Origin of the sequence: Mesorhizobium tamadayense, assembly GCF_003863365.1 — a bacterium.
GTDB lineage: Bacteria > Pseudomonadota > Alphaproteobacteria > Rhizobiales > Rhizobiaceae > Mesorhizobium > Mesorhizobium tamadayense.
The window spans coordinates 50,185-70,690 of record NZ_RQXT01000002.1 but is presented as its reverse complement, the minus strand read 5'-3'; the positions used below and the strand labels follow the sequence as shown (position 1 = coordinate 70,690).

Below are 20,506 nucleotides of genomic sequence, written 5' to 3'. Positions count from 1 at the left end.
CCTTCGGCATGTTCTATCTAATCGGCGAAGCGCGGCAGGAAGCCGTGAATTGAGGTATAGTGTGACCACCGGCTGACGGCGTGTCGAAGGAGAGGCCTTTTTGACGATGCGCGGAAAAGTCCTGACCATTGCCGCTGGCATTGCCTGCGTTGCCGGGGTCGGCCTCTATCTGTCGCCGACCGCCATGAGCAAGGTCCAGCAGATGCTGGCGGGAGAGCAGGCCGCTGCCCAGGACAGGCCGGCTGCGAACGCCCCACGTTCGACTTCCGTGGTTTCGGCGACAGCTTCGACGGCCGATTTTCCGATCCGGCGCTATGCCATCGGGTTCGTCGCCTCGCCCGCGGTGGTCAGCGTGAACACACGGATCTCCAGTCAGGTCGTCAACATCGCCGTCAAGGACGGGCAGATGGTGAACGCCGGTGATCTTCTGTTTTCGCTGGACGACCGCGCGCTGAAGGCGCAACTGGCGCGCGACCAGGCGACGCTCGCCAAGGATCAGGCGCTGCTTGCCAGCGCGGAAGCGGACCTTGTCCGGGCCAAGAGTCTGGTCGCCAGACAGGCCGGCACCCAGCAAACCTACGACCAGGCCGTCGCGGCGCAAAAGTCGGCCGCTGCCACGGTCGATGCCGATAGGGCAACGATCGATGCCGATAACGTCCAGCTTGGATTTGCCACGATCACGGCGCCGATTTCTGGTCGGCTTGGCGCGGTCAGCGTCTCCATCGGCGATCTTGTCACCACCAGCAATGGCGGCAGCACCTCGACGCCGCTCGTCACCATCACGCAGATGGATCCGCTGCGCGTAACCTTCAACCTCCCCGAGGGCAACCTTGCCTTGCTGCACAAGGCGCTGGCTTCGCCGCAAGAGGGTGCGGTTACGCTTACAAACGATGGCGACCCGACGCCGATCGGCAAGGGGACCCTCGATTTCGTCGATTCCAGCGTTGACACCGCCTCCGGCACAATTACGGCACGAGCCAGCGTGCCGAACTCCGACCTATCGCTGTGGCCCGGCCAGTATGTGAATGTGGTGCTCAACGCAGGCACGATGCAGAAGATGACGTCCGTCCCCACGGTCGCAGTGCAGCCCAGCCAGAAGGGTCCGTTCGTCTATGTGATCAAGCCGGACAACACGGTCGAGATGCGGCCGGTCGAGGTGGCGCTGGCCGACGGCGACAACAGCGCCATCAGCAAGGGGCTGAAGGCAGGCGAGCGCGTCGTCGTCGAGGGGCAGACTCGCTTGAAGAACGGTGCCGCAGTGCGCGAAGGCAAGCCCGAGTCCGGCGGTCAGGCGCCCCCGAAGGTTGCCGAGGCCGACAAGGCGGGCGGGGCACGTCCATGATCCCCGAATTCTGCATCCGCCGGCCTGTCGCCACCTTGCTCATGTCCTTCGCGCTCGTGCTCGGAGGAATGTTCGCCTACAAATTCCTGCCGGTGGCGGCATTGCCAAACGCAGAATTTCCGGTGGTCAATGTCTCGGCCCAACTGCCCGGCGCTTCGCCGGAGACGATGGCGACCTCGGTGGCGACGCCGCTGATCAAGCAGTTTTCGACCATCGCCGGCATCGATTCGATCACGACGACCAACTCGCTCGGCCAGACATCGATCGCCATTCAGTTCGTGCTCGACCGCGACATCGACGCCGCGGCGGCCGATGTGCAGGCGGCGATCGCGCGCACACAGCGGCAACTGCCGCCCGAAATGACTTCGCCGCCGAGCTATCGCAAGGTCAATCCGGCCGACGCGCCGATCCTTTTGATGTCGCTGGTCAGCGGCACTGTTCCACTGACCGATCTCGATGCCTTTGCCGAGAACGTGATCTCGCCGTCGCTGTCGACGATCGATGGCGTGGCGCAAGTCTCGATCTTCGGCCAGCAGAAATATGCAGTCCGCGTCCAGATCGACCCGACCGCGCTCGCCGCACGCGGCATCTCGATCGACCAGTTGCAGGCGGCCATCGCCTCGGCCAACAGCAACACGCCTCTCGGCGTGTTGAGGAACAGCAAGCAGCAACTGACGATCACCGCCAACACGCAACTGAACAATGCCGCAGGCTTCTCCAACATCATCATCGCCACCAAGAATGGTCATCCGGTGCGCCTTGGCGAGGTGACCCGCGTCATCGATTCGGTTGAGACCACGACGACGGCGAGCTGGTATGACGGCACCCGTGCGATCATAATGGCCGTGCAGCGGCAGCCCGACGCCAACACCGTCGATGTGGTCGACCGCGTCAAGGCGATGTTGCCGTCCTTCGAGGACCAGATGCCGGCGGCGGCCAGCATCAAGCTGCTCAACGACCGTTCGACCTCGATCCGTCACGCCGTCGATGACGTGCAGTTCACGCTGCTGCTCACCATCGCCCTTGTGGTGATGGTGATCTTCCTGTTCCTGCGCCGGGTGACGGCGACAGTCATCCCCGCGGTGGCGGTGCCGATCTCCCTTATCGCCACGCTCGGCGTCATGTTCCTGTTCGGTTTCTCGATCGACAATATCTCGCTGATGGGACTGACGCTGGCGGTCGGCCTTGTCGTCGACGATGCGATCGTCATGCTGGAAAATATCTTCCGCCACATGGAGGAGGACGGGCTTTCGGCCTTCGAAGCATCGCTCAAGGGTTCCCGCGAGATCGGCTTCACCATCATCTCGATCTCGGTATCGCTGGTGGCCGTGTTCATCCCTGTGCTTTTGATGGGCGGTGTGATCGGACGCATCTTCAACGAATTCGCCGTGGTGGTGACGGTCGCCATCCTGGCGTCCATGTTCGTGTCGCTGACGCTCACGCCAATGCTGTGCTCGCGGCTCTTGACGGTCTCGAGGGCCGAGATGGAGGCGGCGCAGGAGGCCGAGGGCCGCAAGCACAATGCCTTCCTGAGAGGCTATGACTGGCTGCTGACGTTCTGCCTGCGCCACACCTTCCTGGTTTTCCTCGTGTTCATCGGGACGGCGGCGCTGTCGGTCTGGCTGATCCAGGTCTCGCCGAAGGGCTTCTTCCCGCAGGAGGATATCGGCCAGATCTCGGTGACGACCATCGCGCGCCAGGATATTTCGTTCGACGCCATGGTGAAGTTGCAGGGACAGGTGGCAAACGTCTTCTCGCGTTCGCCCTATGTATCGCATGTCGGATGGTCAGCGGGCAGCGGCAACAATGCGCTGAACCAGGGCCAGCTCTATGTGCAGCTGAAGGACAAAGACCAGCGGCCGAACATTGAGAAGGTGCTTTCCGACCTGCGGCGGCAACTCGCCGCTGTTCCGGGCATCGAGACCTATATGCAGCCGGTGCAGAACCTGCGCCTGGGCACGCGGCAGTCGGCCAGCGCCTACCAGCTTGTCGTGCAGGGCCTCGACACCGGCGCGACCAACAGTTGGGCGCAAAAGCTTACCGACGCGATGACTGCCGATCACGGCGCCTTCACCGACGTCACCAACGATCTGCAGAACACCGCTCTGCAGGCGACGCTGGTGGTCAACCGCGACAAGGCGGCCCAACTCGGCATCGACACCGATACGCTGCGCTCCAGCCTCTATGGCGGGTTCGGCACTCAGCAGGTTTCCACCATCTTCGGGTCGGCCGACAGCTATGACGTCATCATGGAGCTCGATCCGAAGATCGCCTGGTCACCCGAAAGGATGCTGGCGATCCAGGTGCGGACGGCCAGCGGCAGCCTGGTACCGCTGGGCGCCTTTGCCCGTGTCGACCGGACCGCCGGGTCGCTGACGGTCAACCAGCTCGGCCAGCTTCCGGCCGTGACCATTTCCTACAATTTGCCGCAGGGGGTCGCGCTCGGCGATAGCGTGGCGCACATCAATGCGCTGAAGGAAAAGATCGGCATGCCGCCAACGATCTCGACCACTTACTCAGGCACGGCGAAGACCTTCCAGGATTCGCTTGCCAACCAGGGCCTGCTGATCGGCGGCGCGATCCTCACCATCTATATCGTTCTGGGCATTCTTTACGAGAGCTTCATCCATCCGCTCACCATCCTGACGGGCCTTCCGTCCGCCGTGCTCGGGGCGCTGGTCGCGCTGCAACTTGCGGGGATGGACCTTTCGGTGATCGCGGTGATCGGCATCCTGATGCTGGTCGGCATCGTCAAGAAGAACGGCATCATGATGATCGATGTCGCGCTCGAGCTCAGGCGCGAAGGCATGTCGGCGGTGGAGTCCATCCACAAGGCGTGCCTGATGCGCTTCCGCCCGATCATGATGACGACGCTGGCGGCGCTGATGGGCACGATCCCGATCGCGCTCGGCACCGGCGCCAGCGCCGAATTGCGGCAGCCGCTCGGTGTCGCCGTGGTCGGCGGCCTGCTCGCCTCGCAGGCGCTCACGCTGTTCGTCACGCCGGTCATCTATGTCTACATGGAACACTTCTCCGGCTGGCTTCTCAGCTTCTCCTCGAAGAAAAGCCGGCCGGCGCCGCATGCGGTGGAGACAGAGGCACAACCCTCGCTGTTCGACTCCGAGGAAGAAGCCGAACCGAAAAAGATAGCGGCCGAATAGGCGGCTGCTTCTGGCCCAAGGCGCAGCGCTTGCGAGGGCAGGCCGGCAATCGTAACCTTGCGCCATGTCCCATGATCATGACCACGACAACGAGCTCGATCCGTTTGCAGCGCGCGTGCGCGCGCTGGAAACGATCCTCACCCAAAAGGGCCTGATCGACCCGGCGGCCATCGACGTCATCGTCGACACCTACGAGACGAAAGTCGGCCCGCGCAACGGTGCCAGGGTGGTTGCCAGGGCCTGGAGCGATCCGGCTTACGCCGACTGGCTGAAGCGCGACGCGACGGCGGCAATCGCCTCGCTGGGCTATACCGGCCGCCAAGGCGAGCATATGCAGGCGGTCTTCAACACCGAGGAGACGCATAACCTCGTCGTCTGCACGCTCTGCTCCTGCTATCCGTGGTCGGTGCTCGGCCTGCCGCCGGTCTGGTATAAGGCGCCGCCCTACCGGTCGCGGGCGGTGATCGATCCGCGCGGCGTGCTGGAAGAATTCGGGCTGACGCTGCCCAAGGACAAAAAGATCCGCGTCTGGGATTCAACCACCGAGCTTCGCTACCTGGTCGTGCCGATGCGGCCGAAGGGCACCGAAGGCTGGAGCGAGGAACAGCTTGCCGACCTGGTCAGCCGCGATGCGATGATCGGCACGGCGCTGGCCAAGCAGCCGGAATGAACGGGGAGCCGGAGTGAACGGGGAGCTGGCATGAACGGGCCGCAGGATCTCGGCGGACAGATGGGTTTCGGGCCGGTCGCGCCCGAGATGGACGAGCCTTATTTCCACGCCGAATGGGAGAAACGCGCGCTAGGCGTGACGCTCACCGCCGGCGCCATGGGCGCCTGGAACATCGACGAAAGCCGGCATGCGCGGGAATCGCTGCATCCAGCCGACTACTATGCGTCCAGCTACTATCAGATCTGGATCAAGGCGCTGGAGGTGCTGCTGCAGCGCCATGGCTTCATCACGCAAAGCGATCTCGCCGCCGGCAAGGCGGTCGATCCGGCGGCGACACCCAAGCGCGTGCTGAAGGCGGCGGACGTGCCTGCCGTGCTCGCCAAGGGCGGACCATGCGATCGTCCGGTTGCCACGCCGGCGAGCTTTCAGGCCGGCGACCGGGTACGGACGAAGAACTTCAATCCCACCGGCCATACGCGCCTGCCGCGTTACGCGCGCGGCAAGAACGGGACGATCGAGGCCGTGCGCGACGGCTTCGTCTTTCCCGACAGCAATGCGCATGGCAAGGGTGAGAACCCGCAATGGGTCTATACGGTGGTTTTCGATGGGGGCGAGATCTGGGGCGAGGGCGCCGACCCGACGCTTGTTGTCTCGATCGATGCCTGGGAGAGCTATCTTGAGCCGGCATGAGGCCAAGCTGCCGGACGGTTTCGAAGATCCGGTTTTCGCCGAGCCATGGCAGGCGGAAGCCTTCGCCATGACAGTGGCGCTGCACGACAAGGGATTGTTTTCGTGGAGCGAGTGGGCGGACGCCCTGTCCGGTGAGGTGAAGAAGCCGGACGCCGCGAGCGACGGGCACGACTATTACGAGCACTGGCTGGTGGCCCTAGAAAAGCTGCTGTCGGCAAAGGGTGTCGCCGGCAAGGGCGAGGTCGATGCGCTCGCGGCCGCCTGGGAGCGCGCCGCGCATGCCACGCCGCACGGCAAGCCGATCTTGTTGGAAAACGATCCTGGACTCGGTCGGTAGCCCACACAGTCCGGGCAGTGGTCAGTTTGAATTTTCCCCCGGCTTTCTCAAGAACCAGTTGGCTGCGATCACCGTCCCGAATCCCAATGCGGCTATGACGGCAGCGAAAGGCGTCATGCCAATCGTCACATAGGCGAATGCCCCAATCGCAAGGCCGAGAGATGTAACCCAATTGGGCAATGATTGGCCCAGGTGATTTTGGAGGATGATTTCACCGACGAATAAAACGCTGGCTTGAAACACAAACAGCCAGAAAATAGCGGCAAATAACCTAAATATTCTCCCAAAATAGAATCGTTCAAGGCCATATAAGATGGCGACTGCAACAAAGGAGAAGACCAGAAAAACCATCCAACTAAATTAGCATGGCGCGCTAATATGTCCAATGCCGCTACGATTCACGACGATTGGGCGAATAACCGGATTGGCATAGCCCTATTCTCCAAGGCGTCTTTTGCAGGGGCCACGCACCATCGCCAGATTTGTTCCCTTTACGTTCATGTTTGCGCCTGATAGCGTGCCAGGCCTGTAGCAAATGAGATCGTCACCGGCGATGGCGGTGATGGAACGGCCAATCTTGTATTTCGCTCGCGAATCCGGTCTGTCGCGCTGATGGAATTCTCTCCCCAACAGGACGAGGCCTTGAAGGCGGTCGCCCGCTGGCTGAAGGACGGCGGGCCGCAGATCTTCCGCCTGTTCGGCTATGCCGGCACCGGCAAGACGACGCTGGCGCGCTATTTTGCCGAGCACGTCGACGGACAGGTGCAGTTCGCCGCCTTCACCGGCAAGGCCGCCCAGGTGCTGCGCTCCAAGGGAGCGATCAACGCCCGCACCATCCATTCGCTGATCTACAGGCCGAAAGGCGAGGAATCGGTTTCGGACGAAGTGACCGGCAAGACCTCGATCTCGCCGACTTTCGCGCTCAATCGGCAAAGCCCGATCGCGCGCGCCAAGCTGGTCGTCATCGACGAATGCTCGATGGTCGACGAGCAGCTCGGCCGCGACCTGATGAGCTTCGGCACGCCGATCCTGGTGCTTGGCGATCCCGCCCAGCTGCCGCCGATCTCGGGCGGCGGCTTCTTCACCGAGCACGAGCCGGACGTGCTCTTGACCGAAATCCATCGCCAGGCGCGCGACAATCCCATCATCCGGCTGGCGCTCGACGTGCGCGAAGGCCGCGAGTTCATGCATGGCGACTACGGCGCGGCACAGGTGATCGGCAGGGAAGGGGTCACCCAGGATCTGGTGATGAAAGCCGATCAGGTGCTGGTCGGTACCAACCGCACGCGGCGGCGCTATAACCAGCGGCTGCGCGAATTGAAGGGCTTTTCCGCCGATTTTCCCCAGGCCGGCGACAAGCTGGTTTGCCTGCGCAACGATCCGGCCAAGGGGCTGCTCAACGGCTCGCTGTGGAAGGTGATGACCTCGTCGCGCGAGACGGTGAAGCCCGGCATCAACCTGCTGGTCTCACCGGAAGAGGACGATCCCGACCGCGGCGTCGCCAAGATCAAGCTGCTGAAGGCAGCGTTCGAGGATCCGGACGCCGAGATCCCCTGGCAGCAGAAGAAACGCTTCGACGATTTCGACTATGGCTATGCGCTGACCGTGCACAAGGCCCAAGGCTCGCAATGGAACGACGTCGTGCTGTTCGACGAGAGCTGGGCGTTCAAGGAGACCAGGCAGCGCTGGCTTTATACCGCCATCACCCGCGCCGCCGAGCGGCTGACGATCGTGCGCTAGTTACGCTCATAGGCCTCGCGTCGAGCCACTGCCAGGCAGCGGCTTCGTCGTCACTGTCGAAACGCTTGAACTCGAACGGCAAGGCCTTCGGAAAGAAACCCGCGACAAGGGACGCCCAGCGCGGTTGCCCGATGGCCGCGCAGCGCACGACATGCTCCAGCGCGCCGGCCACACCTTGTCGGATCGTGTTTTCCGAAATGTTGGTCCAATCGACGCTCTCCTCGTCGGTCAGTCTCACAAGCACGTCGATCCTCGGGTGCAGGGCATAGGCTGCTTCGAGCAGGCCGAACAAGTTTTCCGCGTCCGCCGGCGAAACGTCGCCGACGACGTCGATGGCAAAGAGCGCGTCGCGGTTGGTGTCGAGGCGGCGTATCGCCGGCACGGCTTCGAGGGATTTCACTGGCAAATCCTTGTGTTGGCCACCATCTCGTCCCCTGGAACACTGGAAACCCTCTATCTGTTCCCTGCAAAGGCGCTATAGATGCCCGCCAAACGCAGAGCGGTTCAGCGTTTGACAGAACCGCCGAGCCGCCCTGCGTATTTGTTTCTTACGCAATTCCGGACGGAAAACCGCTACGCACTTTTCCTGGAATTGCTCCAACTGGACGCCGGATCATGCCCGCAAAGCTTTCGGTCAACCTCAATGCTGTCGCCATGCTGCGCAACCGCCGCGACCTGCCGTGGCCAAGCGTCACGGGGCTCGGGCGCATCGCGCTTGCCGCCGGCGCCCATGGGCTGACGGTCCATCCGCGTCCCGATGAGCGGCATACGAGACATGCCGACCTGCCGGAGATCAGGGCGCTTATCGACGATGAGTTCCCAAAGGCGGAATTCAACATCGAAGGCTACCCGAGCGAGGATTTCCTGGCGCTTGTCGAGAAGAACCAGCCGGAGCAGGTGACGCTGGTGCCCGACGACCCGGCGCAGGCGACGTCGGACCATGGCTGGAACTTCGTCGCCCAGGCGGCGTTCCTGACGCCGATCGTCAAGCGGCTGAAGAAGGGCGGTTTGCGCGTGTCGCTGTTTTCCGACGCCGATCCGGCCGGCGTGAACGCCGCGCGCGATACCGGCGCCGACCGGATCGAGCTCTATACCGGCCCGTATGGCAGTTGCCATTCCGATTCCGCGAAGGCGGCCAAGGAATTGGAAAGACTGGGAAAGACCGCGGATGCCGCATTCGCGGCCGGGCTCGGGGTCAATGCCGGTCACGATCTGACCGTGAAGAACCTGCCGGCATTGGCCAAACGCATCCCGGCATTGGCCGAAGTATCGATCGGACACGGGTTGACAGCGGATGCGCTGGAGTATGGCATGGCCGGCACGGTTGGGCGGTTCTTGAAGGCCTGCGGATGGTAGCTCCAGGAGCTGCGCGTGACGGGCATGGGAGCCATCACGTTGGGGCACTTGATATTGCATCGCAGCAAGCGTAGAGCACCGCGCGTTTATCGGAGTGTCGTTTATGGCCCTTACCAATAGTGGTAGTGAGGCAGAATCCGTCGACCAATCGAGCCATTCTGAAGTCGAGCAGCACAGCACCAAGATGCTGATGCTTGGCGCGCTCGGGGTGGTCTATGGCGACATCGGGACCAGCCCGATCTATGCGTTGCGCGAGGCATTGCACGCTTCGTCCGGCGGCGAAGTGGCGACCCGTGGCGATATCCTCGGTGTGCTGTCGCTGATCATCTGGTCGCTGACCATTACCGTCACGATAAAATATATCATGTTCGTGCTTCGTGCCGACAACCGCGGAGAGGGCGGCGTGCTGTCGCTGATGGCGCTGGCGCGCGGCAGCTTTCCGACTCGTTCGGCGATCATTCTCGGCATCGGCATCATAGGCGCCTCGCTGTTCTTCGGCGATGCCGTGATCACGCCGGCGATCTCGGTGCTGTCGGCGGTCGAAGGCATGAACGTCGTTACGCCCACCTTCCAGCCCTATGTGGTGCCGCTGACATTGGTCATTCTGGCGATACTGTTTGCGGTGCAGCGCTTCGGCACCGGCGGCGTCGGATTGGTGTTCGGCCCGGTGACCGCCGCGTGGTTCCTGGCCATCGGCCTATCCGGTCTCAACCACATCATCGACGATCCGGAAATCCTTTGGGCAATCAGCCCACACCATATCGTCGCCTTCCTGATCAATTCGCCTGACGTTTCCTTCGTGACCATAGGCGCCGTCTTCCTGGCCGTCACCGGCGCCGAGGCGCTCTATGCCGACCTCGGACATTTCGGCCGCAAGCCGATCGTGCTGGCGTGGCTGGCGATCGTGTTTCCCTGCCTGCTGCTGAACTATGCCGGGCAGGGTGCCTTCATACTGGCAAACAAAGGCGTGGTCGGCCATCCGTTCTTCGAGATGAACCAAGGCTGGGCACTGATCCCGATGGTGGTGCTGGCGACCGCGGCGACGGTCATTGCCAGCCAGGCGGTGATCTCCGGCGCCTATTCGCTGACCAGGCAAGCGGTGCAGCTCAACATGCTGCCGCGCCTCGAGATCCTGCACACGTCGGAAAGGCAGTCCGGCCAGATCTTCATGCCGCGCGTCAATCTGCTGCTGGCGCTGGTGGTGATGCTCCTGGTGGTCGGCTTCGGCGAATCCAGCAGGCTGGCCTCGGCCTACGGCATTTCCGTCACCGGCAACATGCTGGTGACGACGACGCTGCTGTTCGTCGTCATGACGCGCATCTGGAAGTGGCAGCTCTGGCTCGCCGCGTCGCTGACTGCGCTGTTCGCCTTCATCGACATCGGCTTCTTCGCTTCCAACATCGTCAAGGTATTCGAAGGCGGCTGGTCGTCACTGGCAGTGGCCTTCGCCATCATCATGACCATGTGGACCTGGATACGCGGCACCCGCTATCTCTTCGACAAGACCCGCCGCAACGAGATCCCGCTCGACTTCCTGGCGGCGAACCTTCTGAAGAAGAAACCCCAAGTGGTGTCGGGCACCGCCGTGTTCCTGACCAGCGATCCGCTGAGCGCGCCGACGGCGCTGATGCACAGTCTCAAGCACTACAAAGTGCTGCACGAGAAGAACGTCATCCTTTCCGTGGTGACGGCGCCGCAACCTGTCGTGCCGGACAGCGAGCGGGTGAAGCTGGAGACCGTCAACGAGTTGTTCATGCGGGTGACGCTGACTTTCGGCTACATGGAGCAGCCGAACATTCCGCGGGCGCTCGCGATCTGCCGCAAGCAGGGCTGGAAGTTCGATATCATGACGACGTCCTTCTTCCTGTCGCGGCGCTCGCTGAAAGCCTCGCCCAATTCCGGCATGCCGGTCTGGCAGGACAGGCTGTTCATCGGCCTTGCGAAAACAGCGGCGGATGCGACGGAGTACTTCCAGATTCCCACGGGGCGCGTCGTCGAGATCGGCACGCAGGTGGCCATCTAATTAGAAGGCCGTGCCTGAAGACACGGCCTTCCTGGCGCAGCCAACTGTCAATGATGCGGCTGGTCCGGATTGGCGAGCGCTGCCTTGTTCGCTTCGAGGAACTGCTTCAGCGTTTGCGGCTTGCGGCCGGACAACGTCTCGATCGCATCGGTCACCATGCCGATGCGGCCGGAGCGCGTGTTGGCGTCGAAGGAGACGATGATGCGAGCAAAGTCCTCAGGCAAGCCGGCCGCCTTGACGCCCTCGGTCAGAGCCTGGTCAGGCACCTGGATAACCTCCAGCGGCTTGCCGGTGACTTCGGTTACCAAGGCGGCGATTTCGTTGGTCGTGTAAGCATGCGGACCGGTGAGCGTGTAGATGCGGCTCTCCGTCGAGCCGGAAGCGAGGCTGGCGGCGATCGCGGCGGCCATGTCGTCGCGCGCGCCGTGCGCGATGCGCCCGTCGCCGGCCGACGTGTACCACTTGCCCGACGAGATGGCGTGCGGCAGCGCCATGAACAGGTTCTCCTGATACCAGCCGTTGCGGAAGACGGTGTAGGCAATGCCGCTCGCCTCGATCGCCTGCTCGGTGCCGTAGTGGTCGCCGGCAAACAGCACCGGCGAGACCGGCTCGGGATTGGGCATCGAGGTGTAGAGCAGGCGCGAGACACCGGCTGCCTTGGCCGCTGCCACCGCTGCCTGATGCTGCTTGAGGCGCCGGTCGCTCTTCAGGTCGAGCTCGCCGGTCGAAATGATCAGCACCCGGTCGGCGCCCTTGAATGCCTTCTCCAGCGAGGCTTGGTTGTCGAAATCGGCCGCGCTGACGGTGATCCCCAAAGCCGCCAGATCGGCGAGGTTTTCAGGATTGCGCGTGGTGGCGATGATGCTGGCCGGCGCGACCTTTTGCGCGTCCAGCAGATAGTTGACGACGGCGCGGCCGAGATGGCCGGAAACGCCGGTAACGAGAAGGGTTTCGGTCATGGGGAGGTTCCTGAAAATTGCGTCGAAGGGCGGGTATGGTTATGGTCTCAAAAAGAGACCAGCGCTAAAATAGGAATTGACCAGAGGCCGTAAAGAAGGCAGTTTTTCGGGAGGTAGGCACAGCCCGGGAACCACCGGCCGGCCGTCATTCGCCCAACGGAACGTCGCGATGGACAGCAAGATCTTCAACCTGAAATCGAAGCTCGAGGTCTACAAGGCCATGACCGGCGGCGGCAATTTCGGCGATTGCCCGGTTCGCGACGTGATCCAGGGCATCAGCGGCAAATGGAGCTCGCTGCTGGTCATGGCTTTGGCCGAGAAGCCTTACCGGTTCGGGGAGTTGCGCCGCCTGGTGCCCGATATCTCGCAGCGTATGCTGACGCAGACGCTCTACGACCTGCAGCGCGACGGCTATGTGCATCGCGAGGTCTTTCCGACCAAGCCGCCGAGCGTCGAATACAGCCTCACCGATCTCGGCCGCTCGATGTTCGCGCCGCTGCAACTGCTCATCCAATGGGCCGAGCTCAACCATGATGCGGTGCGCGAGGCACGCGCCGCCTTCGATGCCGCGCAGGCCTGAGCTTTTCCTCCCTTTGGATAAGCGTCAAAGCGCCGCTTGATCTGGCGCTTTCGGTGCGGGATTGTTCCCCGCGCCGGTTCGGGTTGGGGGCAATGAGCAAGTCTTACGAGATCGCGATTGCCGGCGCCGGTCCGGCTGGACTGGCCGCGGCGCTCTATCTCAAGCGGGCAGGGCACAGGGTCACCGTCTTCGAGCGCTTCGACGAGCCGAAGCCTGTCGGTTCGGGTCTGATGCTGCAGCCGACCGGGCTGACGGTGCTCGGCGACCTGGGCCTGCTCGACGAGATCCTTTCGCTGGGAAGCCGCATCGAGCGGCTGCATGGCACCGACGCCAAAAGCGGGCGAACGGTGCTCGACGTTCGCTACGATGTGCGGCGCGGCCGCCGATTCGGTCTTGCGGTGCACCGTGCGGCGCTGTTCGGCGCGCTTTATCGTGCCTCCCGGCGCGCCGAAATTCCCATCGAAACCAATGTCGAGATCGAGACGCTTGAGCAAGGTGAGCGCGCAACGCTCGCTTGCGTCAATGGAAGACGGCTGGGTCTGTTCGACCTTGTGGTCGATGCCAGCGGCACGAAATCGAGTTGCGGCAAAGCCTCGGCGACTTGGCCATGCCGCGCTCGCTTGCCTACGGAGCCTTCTGGGCCTCACTCGGTTGGCGCGACGGCTTCGACGAAAAGGCGCTGCTGCAGCGCTACGACAAGGCAAGCATCATGGTCGGCGTGCTGCCGATCGGCCGGCCGGACCCTGGCGCGGGAGCCATGGCAGCCTTCTTCTGGAGCCTGAAGCCGGCCGATGCGGAGCAGGTGAAGGCCGCAGGCCTCGATGCCTGGAAGGCGAGGGTGGTTTCGGTCTGGCCGCAATGCGAGGCCTTCACCAGCCAGATCGACAGTTTCGAGCAGCTCTCGCTCGCCCGCTACGGCCACCACACGATGACGTTGCCGGCCGGCCGGCGGCTGGCGGTTATCGGCGACGCCGCCCATTCGACCAGCCCGCAGCTCGGGCAAGGCGCGAACATGGCGCTGCTCGACGCGGCAGCACTCAGCCATGCGTTGGCGCGAACGGGCGACATCGACGAAGCGCTGGAAACTTATGCAAGGACACGCCGCTGGCACGTGCGGGTCTTCCAGGCGCTGTCGTTGTCGTTGACGCCGTTCTACCAGTCGGACTCCGCCGTGTTGCCGTTCCTGCGCGACCGGCTGGTGGCGGCGCTGGCGAAGGTCCCGCCGGGGCCGCAAATCCTCGCCGCCATGGTTGCCGGAACGGTGATTAACCCGTTCAGGCGGATCGGGCTTGCGGAGTTGCAATGGCCTGCAGCCGGATCATCTGCGACAGATAGGATGCCTTTGCCCGCAGGAAGGCGCGCAACCGCAGCGGATAGTCCGGACTGACGGCCTCCTTCACCGATTGCCGTTCGCTCAACGCCTTGCGCCAGGCCTGGACGAGAGGCTTTCCGTCCAGGACGCCGAAATCACCGATCCGGTCGAACGTGTCGAAATAGCGAAAGATCGGTCCGTAGACGGCGTCGACCAGCGAGAAGCGATTGCCGGCGAACCATGGGCCGCTCTGCCTTGCCGACAGTTCCGCCTCCACACGCGCGAACATCTCGGACAGAGCTTTGCATTCCTTGAGGAAGCCAGCCTCATCGTCAGCGGAATAGAAGCGGCCTACGGCGTTGAGGATGGCCGAGCCGAATTCGACCCAGGCGCGGTGCCTGGCCCGCATGAGCGGATCGGCCGGGTGCAACGGATTGGCCTCCGTCTCCTCGAGGAATTCGAGGATGACGGCCGATTCGAAGATGACTTCCTCCGCGTCATCTCGCCCGACACGAAGCAACGGCACCTTGCCGAGGGGCGAGACGGCTTTGAACCAGTCCGGCTTGTTGGCAAGATCGACGTTCGCCCGCTCGAACGGCACGCCTTTCTCGGCAAGCGCGATCGCCGCGCGCTGGACGTAGGGGCAAAGGTGATGGCTGACGAGGGTGAGCCTGGCCGTCATCTCACTCTCCCCAGACATAGTTCAGCGCGCCGTTCTCGACGCGGGTCGACAGGAACATCAGGCGCGAGCCCTTCGGCGCCGGGCCTTCGAGGCGCTCGCCGCTTTCCATGTCGAAGCGGGCGCCGTGCCACTGGCAGACGAAGGCGCCGTCCTTGCAGTCGAGCGGCCCGCCGAAATGCAGGCAGGTATTGGCAGCCGCGCGGATGCGCTCGCCGCTGCGCCAGACATGGACCTCGCGGCCGAAGAAAGGCGCGACCAGACTGCCGGTCTGCGGGATGTCGGCGATCTTGCAGATTTCATGTTTCATCGGAGAACTCCTTGTCGATGCAATTGCATCTATGTAGACGCGGATGCATCGATCGTCAAGCTTGATGCAATTGCATCTATCGAATAGAGTCCCGTCTATGACGAAAAGATCTCCTTCGCCCGAAACCATCAAAGCCTGGGGTCGCCTGATGCGCGTGTCGCGCCAGCTGGTCGAGAAGACCGAGGACACGCTGAAGACAAGCGGCCTGCCGCCGCTTGCCTGGTACGACGTGCTGCACGAGCTCGCCGAAGCAGGCGAGGGCGGCTTGCGGCCTTTCGAGCTGATCGATCGCGTGCTGTTGGCGCAGTACAACGTCTCGCGGCTGCTGGCCCGGCTCGAGGCGGATGGCTTGGTGGAAAAGCTGCCCGTCTCGGACGACGGCCGCGGCCAGACCGTGCGCATCACGCCGGCGGGGCGGGAGACGCGCCGCCGCATCTGGGCGGTCTACGGCGCGTCCATCGCCGACCTCATGGGCGACAGGCTTTCCGCCAAGGAACTGGAGACGCTGGCTGCGCTGCTCGGGCGGCTGCGCGACCCGCCGATCCTGGAATGAATGCGCCGACCGATCGGGGCTTTCAGGGCAGATGCGATGCCCAAAGAAACGCGATCGTCGCCAGCGCGCCAAGCGCGACGCGGACCAGATGCATTTTGCCCCATTTGACGATCATTGATCTTGCGTGCGGATTGTCGGCCTCGACCTTCATCGCTTCCAGCAAACGATTGGTCGGCATCATCACCAGCAGTGTCCATGGCCAGGGCAGGATGATCGCCACTGCGCCCGCCAGAAAGCCAGATACGCCGGTTTGCCACCAGGCAATCAGTCCGAGAACGCAGGCGACAATGGCAATGGAAGCCTGCATGGCGGCGCCGCGCTTGTAGGAAGGCTGCCACTCCCGCAGCAATGCCTTGTCGTCGAGCGCCAGCCGTGCCGGCTGTTCGGCGACGCTGACATAGATGGCGGCGCCGGTGAAGGCGGCGGCAACAGCCAATGCAAGCAACCCGACCAGCATTTCTCGCTCCAGCCTCGATATCCAAGTCGCTAGCGGAAAATAGGGCTTGCATGGCTTTGGACAATACGGCATAGAGGCCGAACCGTAACGTACGGTACTCTTCAGAATTTCGATAGCGCGGGACAGAGCGTGCTGCAGGCAGGCACCGAGATCGACAACAGCGAAGCGCTTACCGAGCGGCAGCAGGCCGTTCTGGACGCGGCACTTCGCCTGCTGGTGGAGGAGGGTGACAACCTCACCATGACAGCGGTGGCGCGGCGTGCAAGCTGCTCCAAGGAAACGCTCTACAAATGGTTCGGCGACCGCGACGGGCTGCTGACGGCAACGGTGCAGTGGCAGGCCTCGAAGGTGCGTGTGGCGCCCGTCGACCGCAAAGGTCTCGACCTCGCCTCGCTGACGGCAAGCCTTGAGCGCTTTGCGTCCGACTGGCTGAAGGTGATCTCCAGCGACACTTCGGTCGCGCTGAACCGCGTTGCTGTCGGCCATGCCGGCCCGATCAAGCGTAAAGAGGGCAAGGACGATCTCGGCGCCATCGTGCTGCAGAACGGCCGTTTCGCACTGGCCAAGCGCCTGAAGCCCGTGCTGGAAGCGGGACGGCAGGCCGGGCTGCTCGACTTCGACGACGCCGAGACGGCGTTCCGGACCTTTTTCGGGCTGGTCGGCCGCGACGTGCAGATCCGGCTTCTGCTCGGCGACCGGCTGCAATTGACCGAGGCGACGATCGGCGGCGACGCCGCCCGCGCGACGCAGCAGTTTCTCGCTCTTTTCGGAGCAAACAACCGGCCGCAAGGCCTCTGATCTTCAAAACGGGAAGGAAGACGAAAATGCGTGTCTATTACGATCGTGACGCCGATCTCAATCTGATCAAGGGCAAGAAGGTCGCCATCATCGGCTATGGAAGCCAGGGCCGGGCGCATGCGCTCAACCTCAAGGATTCCGGCGTCAAGGAGATCGCCATCGGCCTCAAGGCCGGCTCGGCGACCGCCAAGAAGGTCGAGGCCGACGGGCTCAAGGTGATGACCGTGGCGGACGCCGCCAAATGGGCCGACCTGATGATGATGGCGACGCCCGACGAATTGCAGGCCGACATCTACAAAAACGAGATCGCACCGAATATCCGCGATGGCGCGGCGATCGCCTTCGCCCACGGCCTCAACGTGCATTTCGGCCTGATCGAGCCGAAGGCTTCGGTCGACGTCGTCATGATCGCGCCCAAGGGCCCCGGCCACACCGTGCGCGGCGAATACCAGAAGGGCGGCGGCGTGCCGTGCCTGGTCGCCGTCAACCAGGACGCCTCGGGCAACGCGCTCGACCTCGCGCTCTCCTATGCCTGCGGCGTGGGCGGCGGCCGCTCGGGCATCATCGAGACGAACTTCCGCGAAGAATGCGAGACCGACCTGTTCGGCGAGCAGGTGGTGCTGTGCGGCGGCCTGGTCGAACTGATCCGCGCCGGCTTCGAGACGCTGGTGGAAGCCGGCTATGCGCCGGAAATGGCCTATTTCGAGTGCCTGCACGAGGTCAAGCTGATCGTCGACCTGATCTATGAGGGCGGCATCGCCAACATGAACTACTCGATCTCGAACACCGCCGAATGGGGTGAATATGTCTCGGGGCCGCGCATCATCACCGCCGATACCAAGGCCGAGATGAAGCGCATCCTGAAGGATATCCAGACCGGCAAGTTCACCTCGGAATGGATGCAGGAATATCGCGCCGGTCTCTCGCGCTTCAAGGGCATCCGCCGTATGAACGACAGCCACCAGATCGAAGAGGTGGGTGCCAAGCTGCGCGCGATGATGCCGTGGATCGCCAAGAACAAGCTCGTCGACAAGGCGAAGAACTGAGGCGATCTACGTTCTTCCGCCTTGCGCGTCCTCGGGCTTCGCCCTGCGGCCGCGCGGGTGATCGCCAAGAGCAACCTAGTCGACAAGGCGAAGAACTAATTCGCGCCTGCATAATTGCTTAGGAGCCGGCGGAGCGATCCGCCGGGTTGTCCATGCTCAGCCGTAATGCCAGTGCGGCTTCGGCTCGGTGCCGGTGAATTCGACGCCGATGCGGTCGTCGCGGCGCCAGCGGACGATCGCCTTGTAGCCGATGCCGTCGGTCGGCACGTAAAGCAGGAATTCGTCGGGCACGCGCGCCTCGATCGGCACCTTCAATTCGGCGCCGCCAGGATGCATGTTGCGCACCGTGCACTTGACCTCGGAATTGTTGATGCCGGTCAGGATCGCCGCGCCCTTCAGCACGCGTTGCCGGTGCTTGCCTCTCAACTTGTTCTCGGCCATGGCGGGCTCGTCCTAGCGGATCGCAACACGGCGATCGTCATCGTGGGGGCACCGCACCACAGATAGACGTCTCTGCTGAATTTAAGGTTATTGCCCCGCAGGCGGTTTCCTTTGCCGAAATAAAAACGGCGCCGCGATGGGCGCCGTTTTTATTTTTCCTGCCGACGGGCTCAGATATAGGGCGAAATGCACTGCCGGCGCGGACCGTAGTTGGGCTGGAACGTGTTGTCCCAGGCCCTATAGGACCGATAGCGATCGTAGCACCAGCGGACATGGGCCTCGGAGAGCCGCTCCGTCCGGTAAATGCGCCGAGGCTGATAGTAGCGCGGATAGGGATCGTAATAATTGCCGTAGGCCAGGGCGCCCAGGCCGAGGCCGAGGCCCAGCCCCAGAAGGGCCGCGTCGCCACTACGGAAATGGCGATGATGGCGATGATGCCGCCAGCGCCAGTCGCCATCCCATCTGCCGCCGTCCCAGTTGCGGGAGAAATGACGGCCGCGGAAGTCGCCGCCGCGCCATCTGAAGTCGCGGCCGCGCCAGTCGCCACCGCGGCGCCAGCGCCAGTCATACATCTGCGGCGAGTAGTTGTTGCCGCCGGCCCAACTGTCGCGGACGGGGACGATCTGCGACGCGGCCGTGCTGGTCGCAGTCGAGAGATTGGGTTGCAGGATCGGGCCGGCGATCGACGGTGTCGTCACGCCGGCCGCAAGACCCAGGACAAGGAGCCCGGATCTGAGGGAAGAAAAGAGCGGTTTCATTTCACTCTCCAAGAGTACAGGCCCCACGCCCAGAACATCCCGGGAAGAGGCCTATTGATGGAACTTTCCGTCTGAACGGAGGATGAACGGAAAGGTTCCGTCAACCATGATGGATCAACCTTAGCGGGTAGGGATCAGGCTCTTGTCTTCGCGCCCGCTTGCAGGCAAAGGTCGCGGCCATGTCGCTGCGCCTCGCTACCTTCAACGTCGAGAACCTGATGAACAGGTTCGATTTCTCCGGCTATCGCAACCAGCTCAACGAGGACCGGACGCTGGCGCTGTTCGATATCCAGAGCGAGGCCGAGTACAGGCTGCTCGAACAGGCGCGCACCATCGCCCAGTCCGACGACACCCGCCAGCTTACCGCGCTCGCCATAGCCGCAACCCGCGCCGACATCATCTGCATGCAGGAGGTCGACAATATCGAGGCGCTGAAGGCCTTCGAATATGGCTATCTCTTCAAGATGATCGGGCAGGGATACCGCCAGAAATACACCACCGCCGGCAACGACTCGCGCGGCATCGACGTCGCCGTGATGATGCGCAGCGAGACCGCGCAGGGCCAGCCGATCGAATTCGTGCGCATGACCAGCCATGCCTATGTCACGTTCGAGCAGTTCGGCCTGTTCACGCCGGAGCTGCTGGCGCTCGGGCATCTGGCCAACGAACGTATCTTCCGGCGGGACTGCCTGGAAATCGACGTGACGGTTGGCGGCGTGCCGCTGACGCTCTACCTGGTGCATTTCAAATCGATGGGCTCGCCACGCAACGGGCTCGATGGCCGCGAGGCGACGATGCCGTTGCGCATCGCCGAGGCGCAGGCCGTGCGCCGCATTATCGAGGACCGTTTCGGCAAGGATTATGCGGCCGACAAGCGCTGGGCGATCTGCGGCGACATGAATGATTACCGGCAGCGCGTGAAGATCGAAGGCGACAGCTTCGACGGCTACCGCTTCCAGGTCGTCGACGAAGCCCAGTCCTCGATCAACGTTCTGACCGCCGGCGGCTTTTGCGAAAATGTCGTCGAGCGGCGGCCCGAGATGGACCGCTGGAGTTTTTATCACACGCGCGGGCCGGAGGAGCGGCACCTGTGCCAGCTGGACTATATCCTGCTGTCGAAGGCGCTGGCGGCGAAGAACGCGACCGCGGTTCCGGAGATCATCCGCCACGGCCAGCCATGGCGCACCATCTTTCCGTCCGGTCAGGAAGTCGAACGTTTCCCGCGGGCCGGCTGGGACAGGCCGAAAGCCTCCGACCATTGCCCGGTGGTGATCACCCTGGACATGGCCTGAGC

Annotated in this window: 21 protein-coding genes and 1 pseudogene; 14 read left to right on the top strand and 8 right to left on the bottom strand. The window is 63.2% G+C overall.

The window, feature by feature from the left end:
* Window positions 1-106 precede the first annotated feature (106 nt).
* The 5 genes from EH240_RS02035 (at window position 107) to EH240_RS02015 (ending at window position 6,200) form a co-directional block, all read left to right on the top strand.
* Window positions 107-1,342 carry an efflux RND transporter periplasmic adaptor subunit gene (locus tag EH240_RS02035; RefSeq protein ID WP_124995752.1) on the top strand — a complete coding sequence of 412 codons (1,236 nt, stop codon included), beginning with the start codon at window positions 107-109 and terminating at the stop codon, window positions 1,340-1,342.
* Complete coding sequence (locus tag EH240_RS02030) at window positions 1,339-4,503, top strand: efflux RND transporter permease subunit (protein WP_124995751.1); 3,165 nt, start codon at window positions 1,339-1,341, stop codon at window positions 4,501-4,503. The genes EH240_RS02035 and EH240_RS02030 overlap by 4 nt, the downstream gene beginning before the upstream one ends.
* Before the next feature lie 64 nt (window positions 4,504-4,567).
* Window positions 4,568-5,173 carry a nitrile hydratase subunit alpha gene (nthA, locus tag EH240_RS02025; protein ID WP_124995750.1) on the top strand — a complete coding sequence of 202 codons (606 nt, stop codon included), beginning with the start codon at window positions 4,568-4,570 and terminating at the stop codon, window positions 5,171-5,173.
* A 30-nt stretch (window positions 5,174-5,203) separates the two neighbouring features.
* Window positions 5,204-5,863 (top strand): nitrile hydratase subunit beta, encoded by a 660-nt coding sequence (nthB, locus tag EH240_RS02020; protein WP_124995749.1) that lies wholly within the window; start codon window positions 5,204-5,206, stop codon window positions 5,861-5,863.
* Window positions 5,850-6,200, top strand: coding sequence for a nitrile hydratase accessory protein (locus EH240_RS02015; RefSeq protein WP_124995748.1), 351 nt, complete (start codon window positions 5,850-5,852; stop codon window positions 6,198-6,200). Before nthB ends, EH240_RS02015 begins: the two co-directional genes overlap by 14 nt.
* A 21-nt stretch (window positions 6,201-6,221) precedes the next feature.
* On the opposite strand, the gene EH240_RS02010 is transcribed toward EH240_RS02015, so the two are convergent.
* Window positions 6,222-6,551, bottom strand: coding sequence for a hypothetical protein (locus EH240_RS02010; protein ID WP_124995747.1), 330 nt, complete (start codon window positions 6,549-6,551; stop codon window positions 6,222-6,224).
* A gap of 261 nt (window positions 6,552-6,812) precedes the next feature.
* On the opposite strand from EH240_RS02010, the gene EH240_RS02005 reads away from it, so the two are divergent.
* Window positions 6,813-7,940: an ATP-dependent DNA helicase gene (locus EH240_RS02005; protein WP_124995746.1), complete on the top strand. Its 1,128-nt coding sequence runs from the start codon at window positions 6,813-6,815 to the stop codon at window positions 7,938-7,940.
* Here EH240_RS02005 and EH240_RS02000 read toward each other — a convergent pair.
* Window positions 7,903-8,340, bottom strand: a complete 438-nt coding sequence (locus EH240_RS02000) for a SpoIIAA family protein (RefSeq protein WP_124995745.1) — start codon at window positions 8,338-8,340, stop codon at window positions 7,903-7,905. The genes EH240_RS02005 and EH240_RS02000 overlap by 38 nt on opposite strands.
* Before the next feature lie 215 nt (window positions 8,341-8,555).
* On the opposite strand from EH240_RS02000, the gene EH240_RS01995 reads away from it, so the two are divergent.
* Both EH240_RS01995 and EH240_RS01990 read left to right on the top strand, forming a co-directional pair.
* Entirely contained in the window at window positions 8,556-9,296 is a 741-nt protein-coding gene (locus tag EH240_RS01995; RefSeq protein ID WP_124995744.1) for a pyridoxine 5'-phosphate synthase, read from the top strand.
* Between the two features lie 103 nt (window positions 9,297-9,399).
* The gene (locus EH240_RS01990) at window positions 9,400-11,319 is read left to right on the top strand and encodes a potassium transporter Kup (RefSeq protein ID WP_124995743.1); all 1,920 of its coding nucleotides are present in this window, start codon (window positions 9,400-9,402) and stop codon (window positions 11,317-11,319) included.
* A 47-nt stretch (window positions 11,320-11,366) separates the two neighbouring features.
* Here the strand turns inward: EH240_RS01990 and EH240_RS01985 are convergent, their stop codons facing one another.
* Entirely contained in the window at window positions 11,367-12,278 is a 912-nt protein-coding gene (locus tag EH240_RS01985; protein ID WP_124995742.1) for an SDR family oxidoreductase, read from the bottom strand.
* Window positions 12,279-12,447: 169 nt separating this feature from the next.
* Here EH240_RS01985 and EH240_RS01980 point away from each other — a divergent pair, with 169 nt between their 5' ends.
* Window positions 12,448-12,858, top strand: coding sequence for a winged helix-turn-helix transcriptional regulator (locus EH240_RS01980; protein ID WP_124995741.1), 411 nt, complete (start codon window positions 12,448-12,450; stop codon window positions 12,856-12,858).
* Between the two features lie 92 nt (window positions 12,859-12,950).
* Window positions 12,951-14,245, top strand: a pseudogene (locus tag EH240_RS01975) (FAD-dependent oxidoreductase).
* On the opposite strand, the gene EH240_RS01970 reads toward EH240_RS01975, so the two are convergent.
* Window positions 14,133-14,852, bottom strand: coding sequence for a glutathione S-transferase family protein (locus tag EH240_RS01970; RefSeq protein ID WP_167483894.1), 720 nt, complete (start codon window positions 14,850-14,852; stop codon window positions 14,133-14,135). The pseudogene EH240_RS01975 and the gene EH240_RS01970 sit on opposite strands and share 113 nt — an antisense overlap.
* Before the next feature lies 1 nt (window position 14,853).
* Window positions 14,854-15,159: a Rieske (2Fe-2S) protein gene (locus tag EH240_RS01965; protein ID WP_124995739.1), complete on the bottom strand. Its 306-nt coding sequence runs from the start codon at window positions 15,157-15,159 to the stop codon at window positions 14,854-14,856.
* Window positions 15,160-15,256: 97 nt separating this feature from the next.
* Between EH240_RS01965 and EH240_RS01960 the strand changes: the two genes are divergently transcribed.
* Window positions 15,257-15,712 (top strand): MarR family winged helix-turn-helix transcriptional regulator, encoded by a 456-nt coding sequence (locus tag EH240_RS01960; RefSeq protein ID WP_124995738.1) that lies wholly within the window; start codon window positions 15,257-15,259, stop codon window positions 15,710-15,712.
* A gap of 22 nt (window positions 15,713-15,734) precedes the next feature.
* On the opposite strand, the gene EH240_RS01955 is transcribed toward EH240_RS01960, so the two are convergent.
* Window positions 15,735-16,166 (bottom strand): anthrone oxygenase family protein, encoded by a 432-nt coding sequence (locus tag EH240_RS01955; protein ID WP_167483900.1) that lies wholly within the window; start codon window positions 16,164-16,166, stop codon window positions 15,735-15,737.
* Between the two features lie 132 nt (window positions 16,167-16,298).
* Between EH240_RS01955 and EH240_RS01950 the strand changes: the two genes are divergently transcribed.
* Together EH240_RS01950 and ilvC are read left to right on the top strand one after the other, a co-directional pair.
* On the top strand, window positions 16,299-16,967 hold the full coding sequence (locus EH240_RS01950) for a TetR/AcrR family transcriptional regulator (protein ID WP_124995736.1): 669 nt from the start codon (window positions 16,299-16,301) through the stop codon (window positions 16,965-16,967).
* Window positions 16,968-16,993: 26 nt separating this feature from the next.
* Entirely contained in the window at window positions 16,994-18,013 is a 1,020-nt protein-coding gene (ilvC, locus tag EH240_RS01945) for a ketol-acid reductoisomerase (RefSeq protein WP_124995735.1), read from the top strand.
* A 156-nt stretch (window positions 18,014-18,169) separates the two neighbouring features.
* Here ilvC and EH240_RS01940 read toward each other — a convergent pair whose 3' ends face one another.
* Complete coding sequence (locus tag EH240_RS01940; protein ID WP_124995734.1) at window positions 18,170-18,454, bottom strand: PilZ domain-containing protein; 285 nt, start codon at window positions 18,452-18,454, stop codon at window positions 18,170-18,172.
* A 170-nt stretch (window positions 18,455-18,624) separates the two neighbouring features.
* A complete protein-coding gene (locus EH240_RS01935; RefSeq protein WP_124995733.1) occupies window positions 18,625-19,212 on the bottom strand; it encodes a BA14K family protein in 588 nt (195 codons plus the stop codon).
* 179 nt (window positions 19,213-19,391) lie between these two features.
* Here EH240_RS01935 and EH240_RS01930 point away from each other — a divergent pair, with 179 nt between their 5' ends.
* Entirely contained in the window at window positions 19,392-20,504 is a 1,113-nt protein-coding gene (locus EH240_RS01930; RefSeq protein WP_124995732.1) for an endonuclease/exonuclease/phosphatase family protein, read from the top strand.
* Window positions 20,505-20,506 lie beyond the last annotated feature (2 nt).

Excerpts from the sequence above, each read along its gene's own strand:
- EH240_RS02035 (WP_124995752.1), top strand. The coding sequence starts at position 107 with ATGCGCGGAAAAGTCCTGACCATTGCCGCTGGCATTGCCTGCGTTGCC.
- EH240_RS02030 (WP_124995751.1), top strand. The coding sequence starts at position 1,339 with ATGATCCCCGAATTCTGCATCCGCCGGCCTGTCGCCACCTTGCTCATG.
- nthA (WP_124995750.1), top strand. The coding sequence starts at position 4,568 with ATGTCCCATGATCATGACCACGACAACGAGCTCGATCCGTTTGCAGCG.
- nthB (WP_124995749.1), top strand. The coding sequence starts at position 5,204 with ATGAACGGGCCGCAGGATCTCGGCGGACAGATGGGTTTCGGGCCGGTC.
- EH240_RS02010 (WP_124995747.1), bottom strand. The coding sequence starts at position 6,551 with ATGGTTTTTCTGGTCTTCTCCTTTGTTGCAGTCGCCATCTTATATGGC.
- EH240_RS02005 (WP_124995746.1), top strand. The coding sequence starts at position 6,813 with ATGGAATTCTCTCCCCAACAGGACGAGGCCTTGAAGGCGGTCGCCCGC.
- EH240_RS01995 (WP_124995744.1), top strand. The coding sequence starts at position 8,556 with ATGCCCGCAAAGCTTTCGGTCAACCTCAATGCTGTCGCCATGCTGCGC.
- EH240_RS01990 (WP_124995743.1), top strand. The coding sequence starts at position 9,400 with ATGGCCCTTACCAATAGTGGTAGTGAGGCAGAATCCGTCGACCAATCG.
- EH240_RS01985 (WP_124995742.1), bottom strand. The coding sequence starts at position 12,278 with ATGACCGAAACCCTTCTCGTTACCGGCGTTTCCGGCCATCTCGGCCGC.
- EH240_RS01980 (WP_124995741.1), top strand. The coding sequence starts at position 12,448 with ATGGACAGCAAGATCTTCAACCTGAAATCGAAGCTCGAGGTCTACAAG.
- EH240_RS01970 (WP_167483894.1), bottom strand. The coding sequence starts at position 14,852 with ATGACGGCCAGGCTCACCCTCGTCAGCCATCACCTTTGCCCCTACGTC.
- EH240_RS01965 (WP_124995739.1), bottom strand. The coding sequence starts at position 15,159 with ATGAAACATGAAATCTGCAAGATCGCCGACATCCCGCAGACCGGCAGT.
- EH240_RS01960 (WP_124995738.1), top strand. The coding sequence starts at position 15,257 with ATGACGAAAAGATCTCCTTCGCCCGAAACCATCAAAGCCTGGGGTCGC.
- ilvC (WP_124995735.1), top strand. The coding sequence starts at position 16,994 with ATGCGTGTCTATTACGATCGTGACGCCGATCTCAATCTGATCAAGGGC.
- EH240_RS01940 (WP_124995734.1), bottom strand. The coding sequence starts at position 18,454 with ATGGCCGAGAACAAGTTGAGAGGCAAGCACCGGCAACGCGTGCTGAAG.
- EH240_RS01935 (WP_124995733.1), bottom strand. The coding sequence starts at position 19,212 with ATGAAACCGCTCTTTTCTTCCCTCAGATCCGGGCTCCTTGTCCTGGGT.
- EH240_RS01930 (WP_124995732.1), top strand. The coding sequence starts at position 19,392 with ATGTCGCTGCGCCTCGCTACCTTCAACGTCGAGAACCTGATGAACAGG.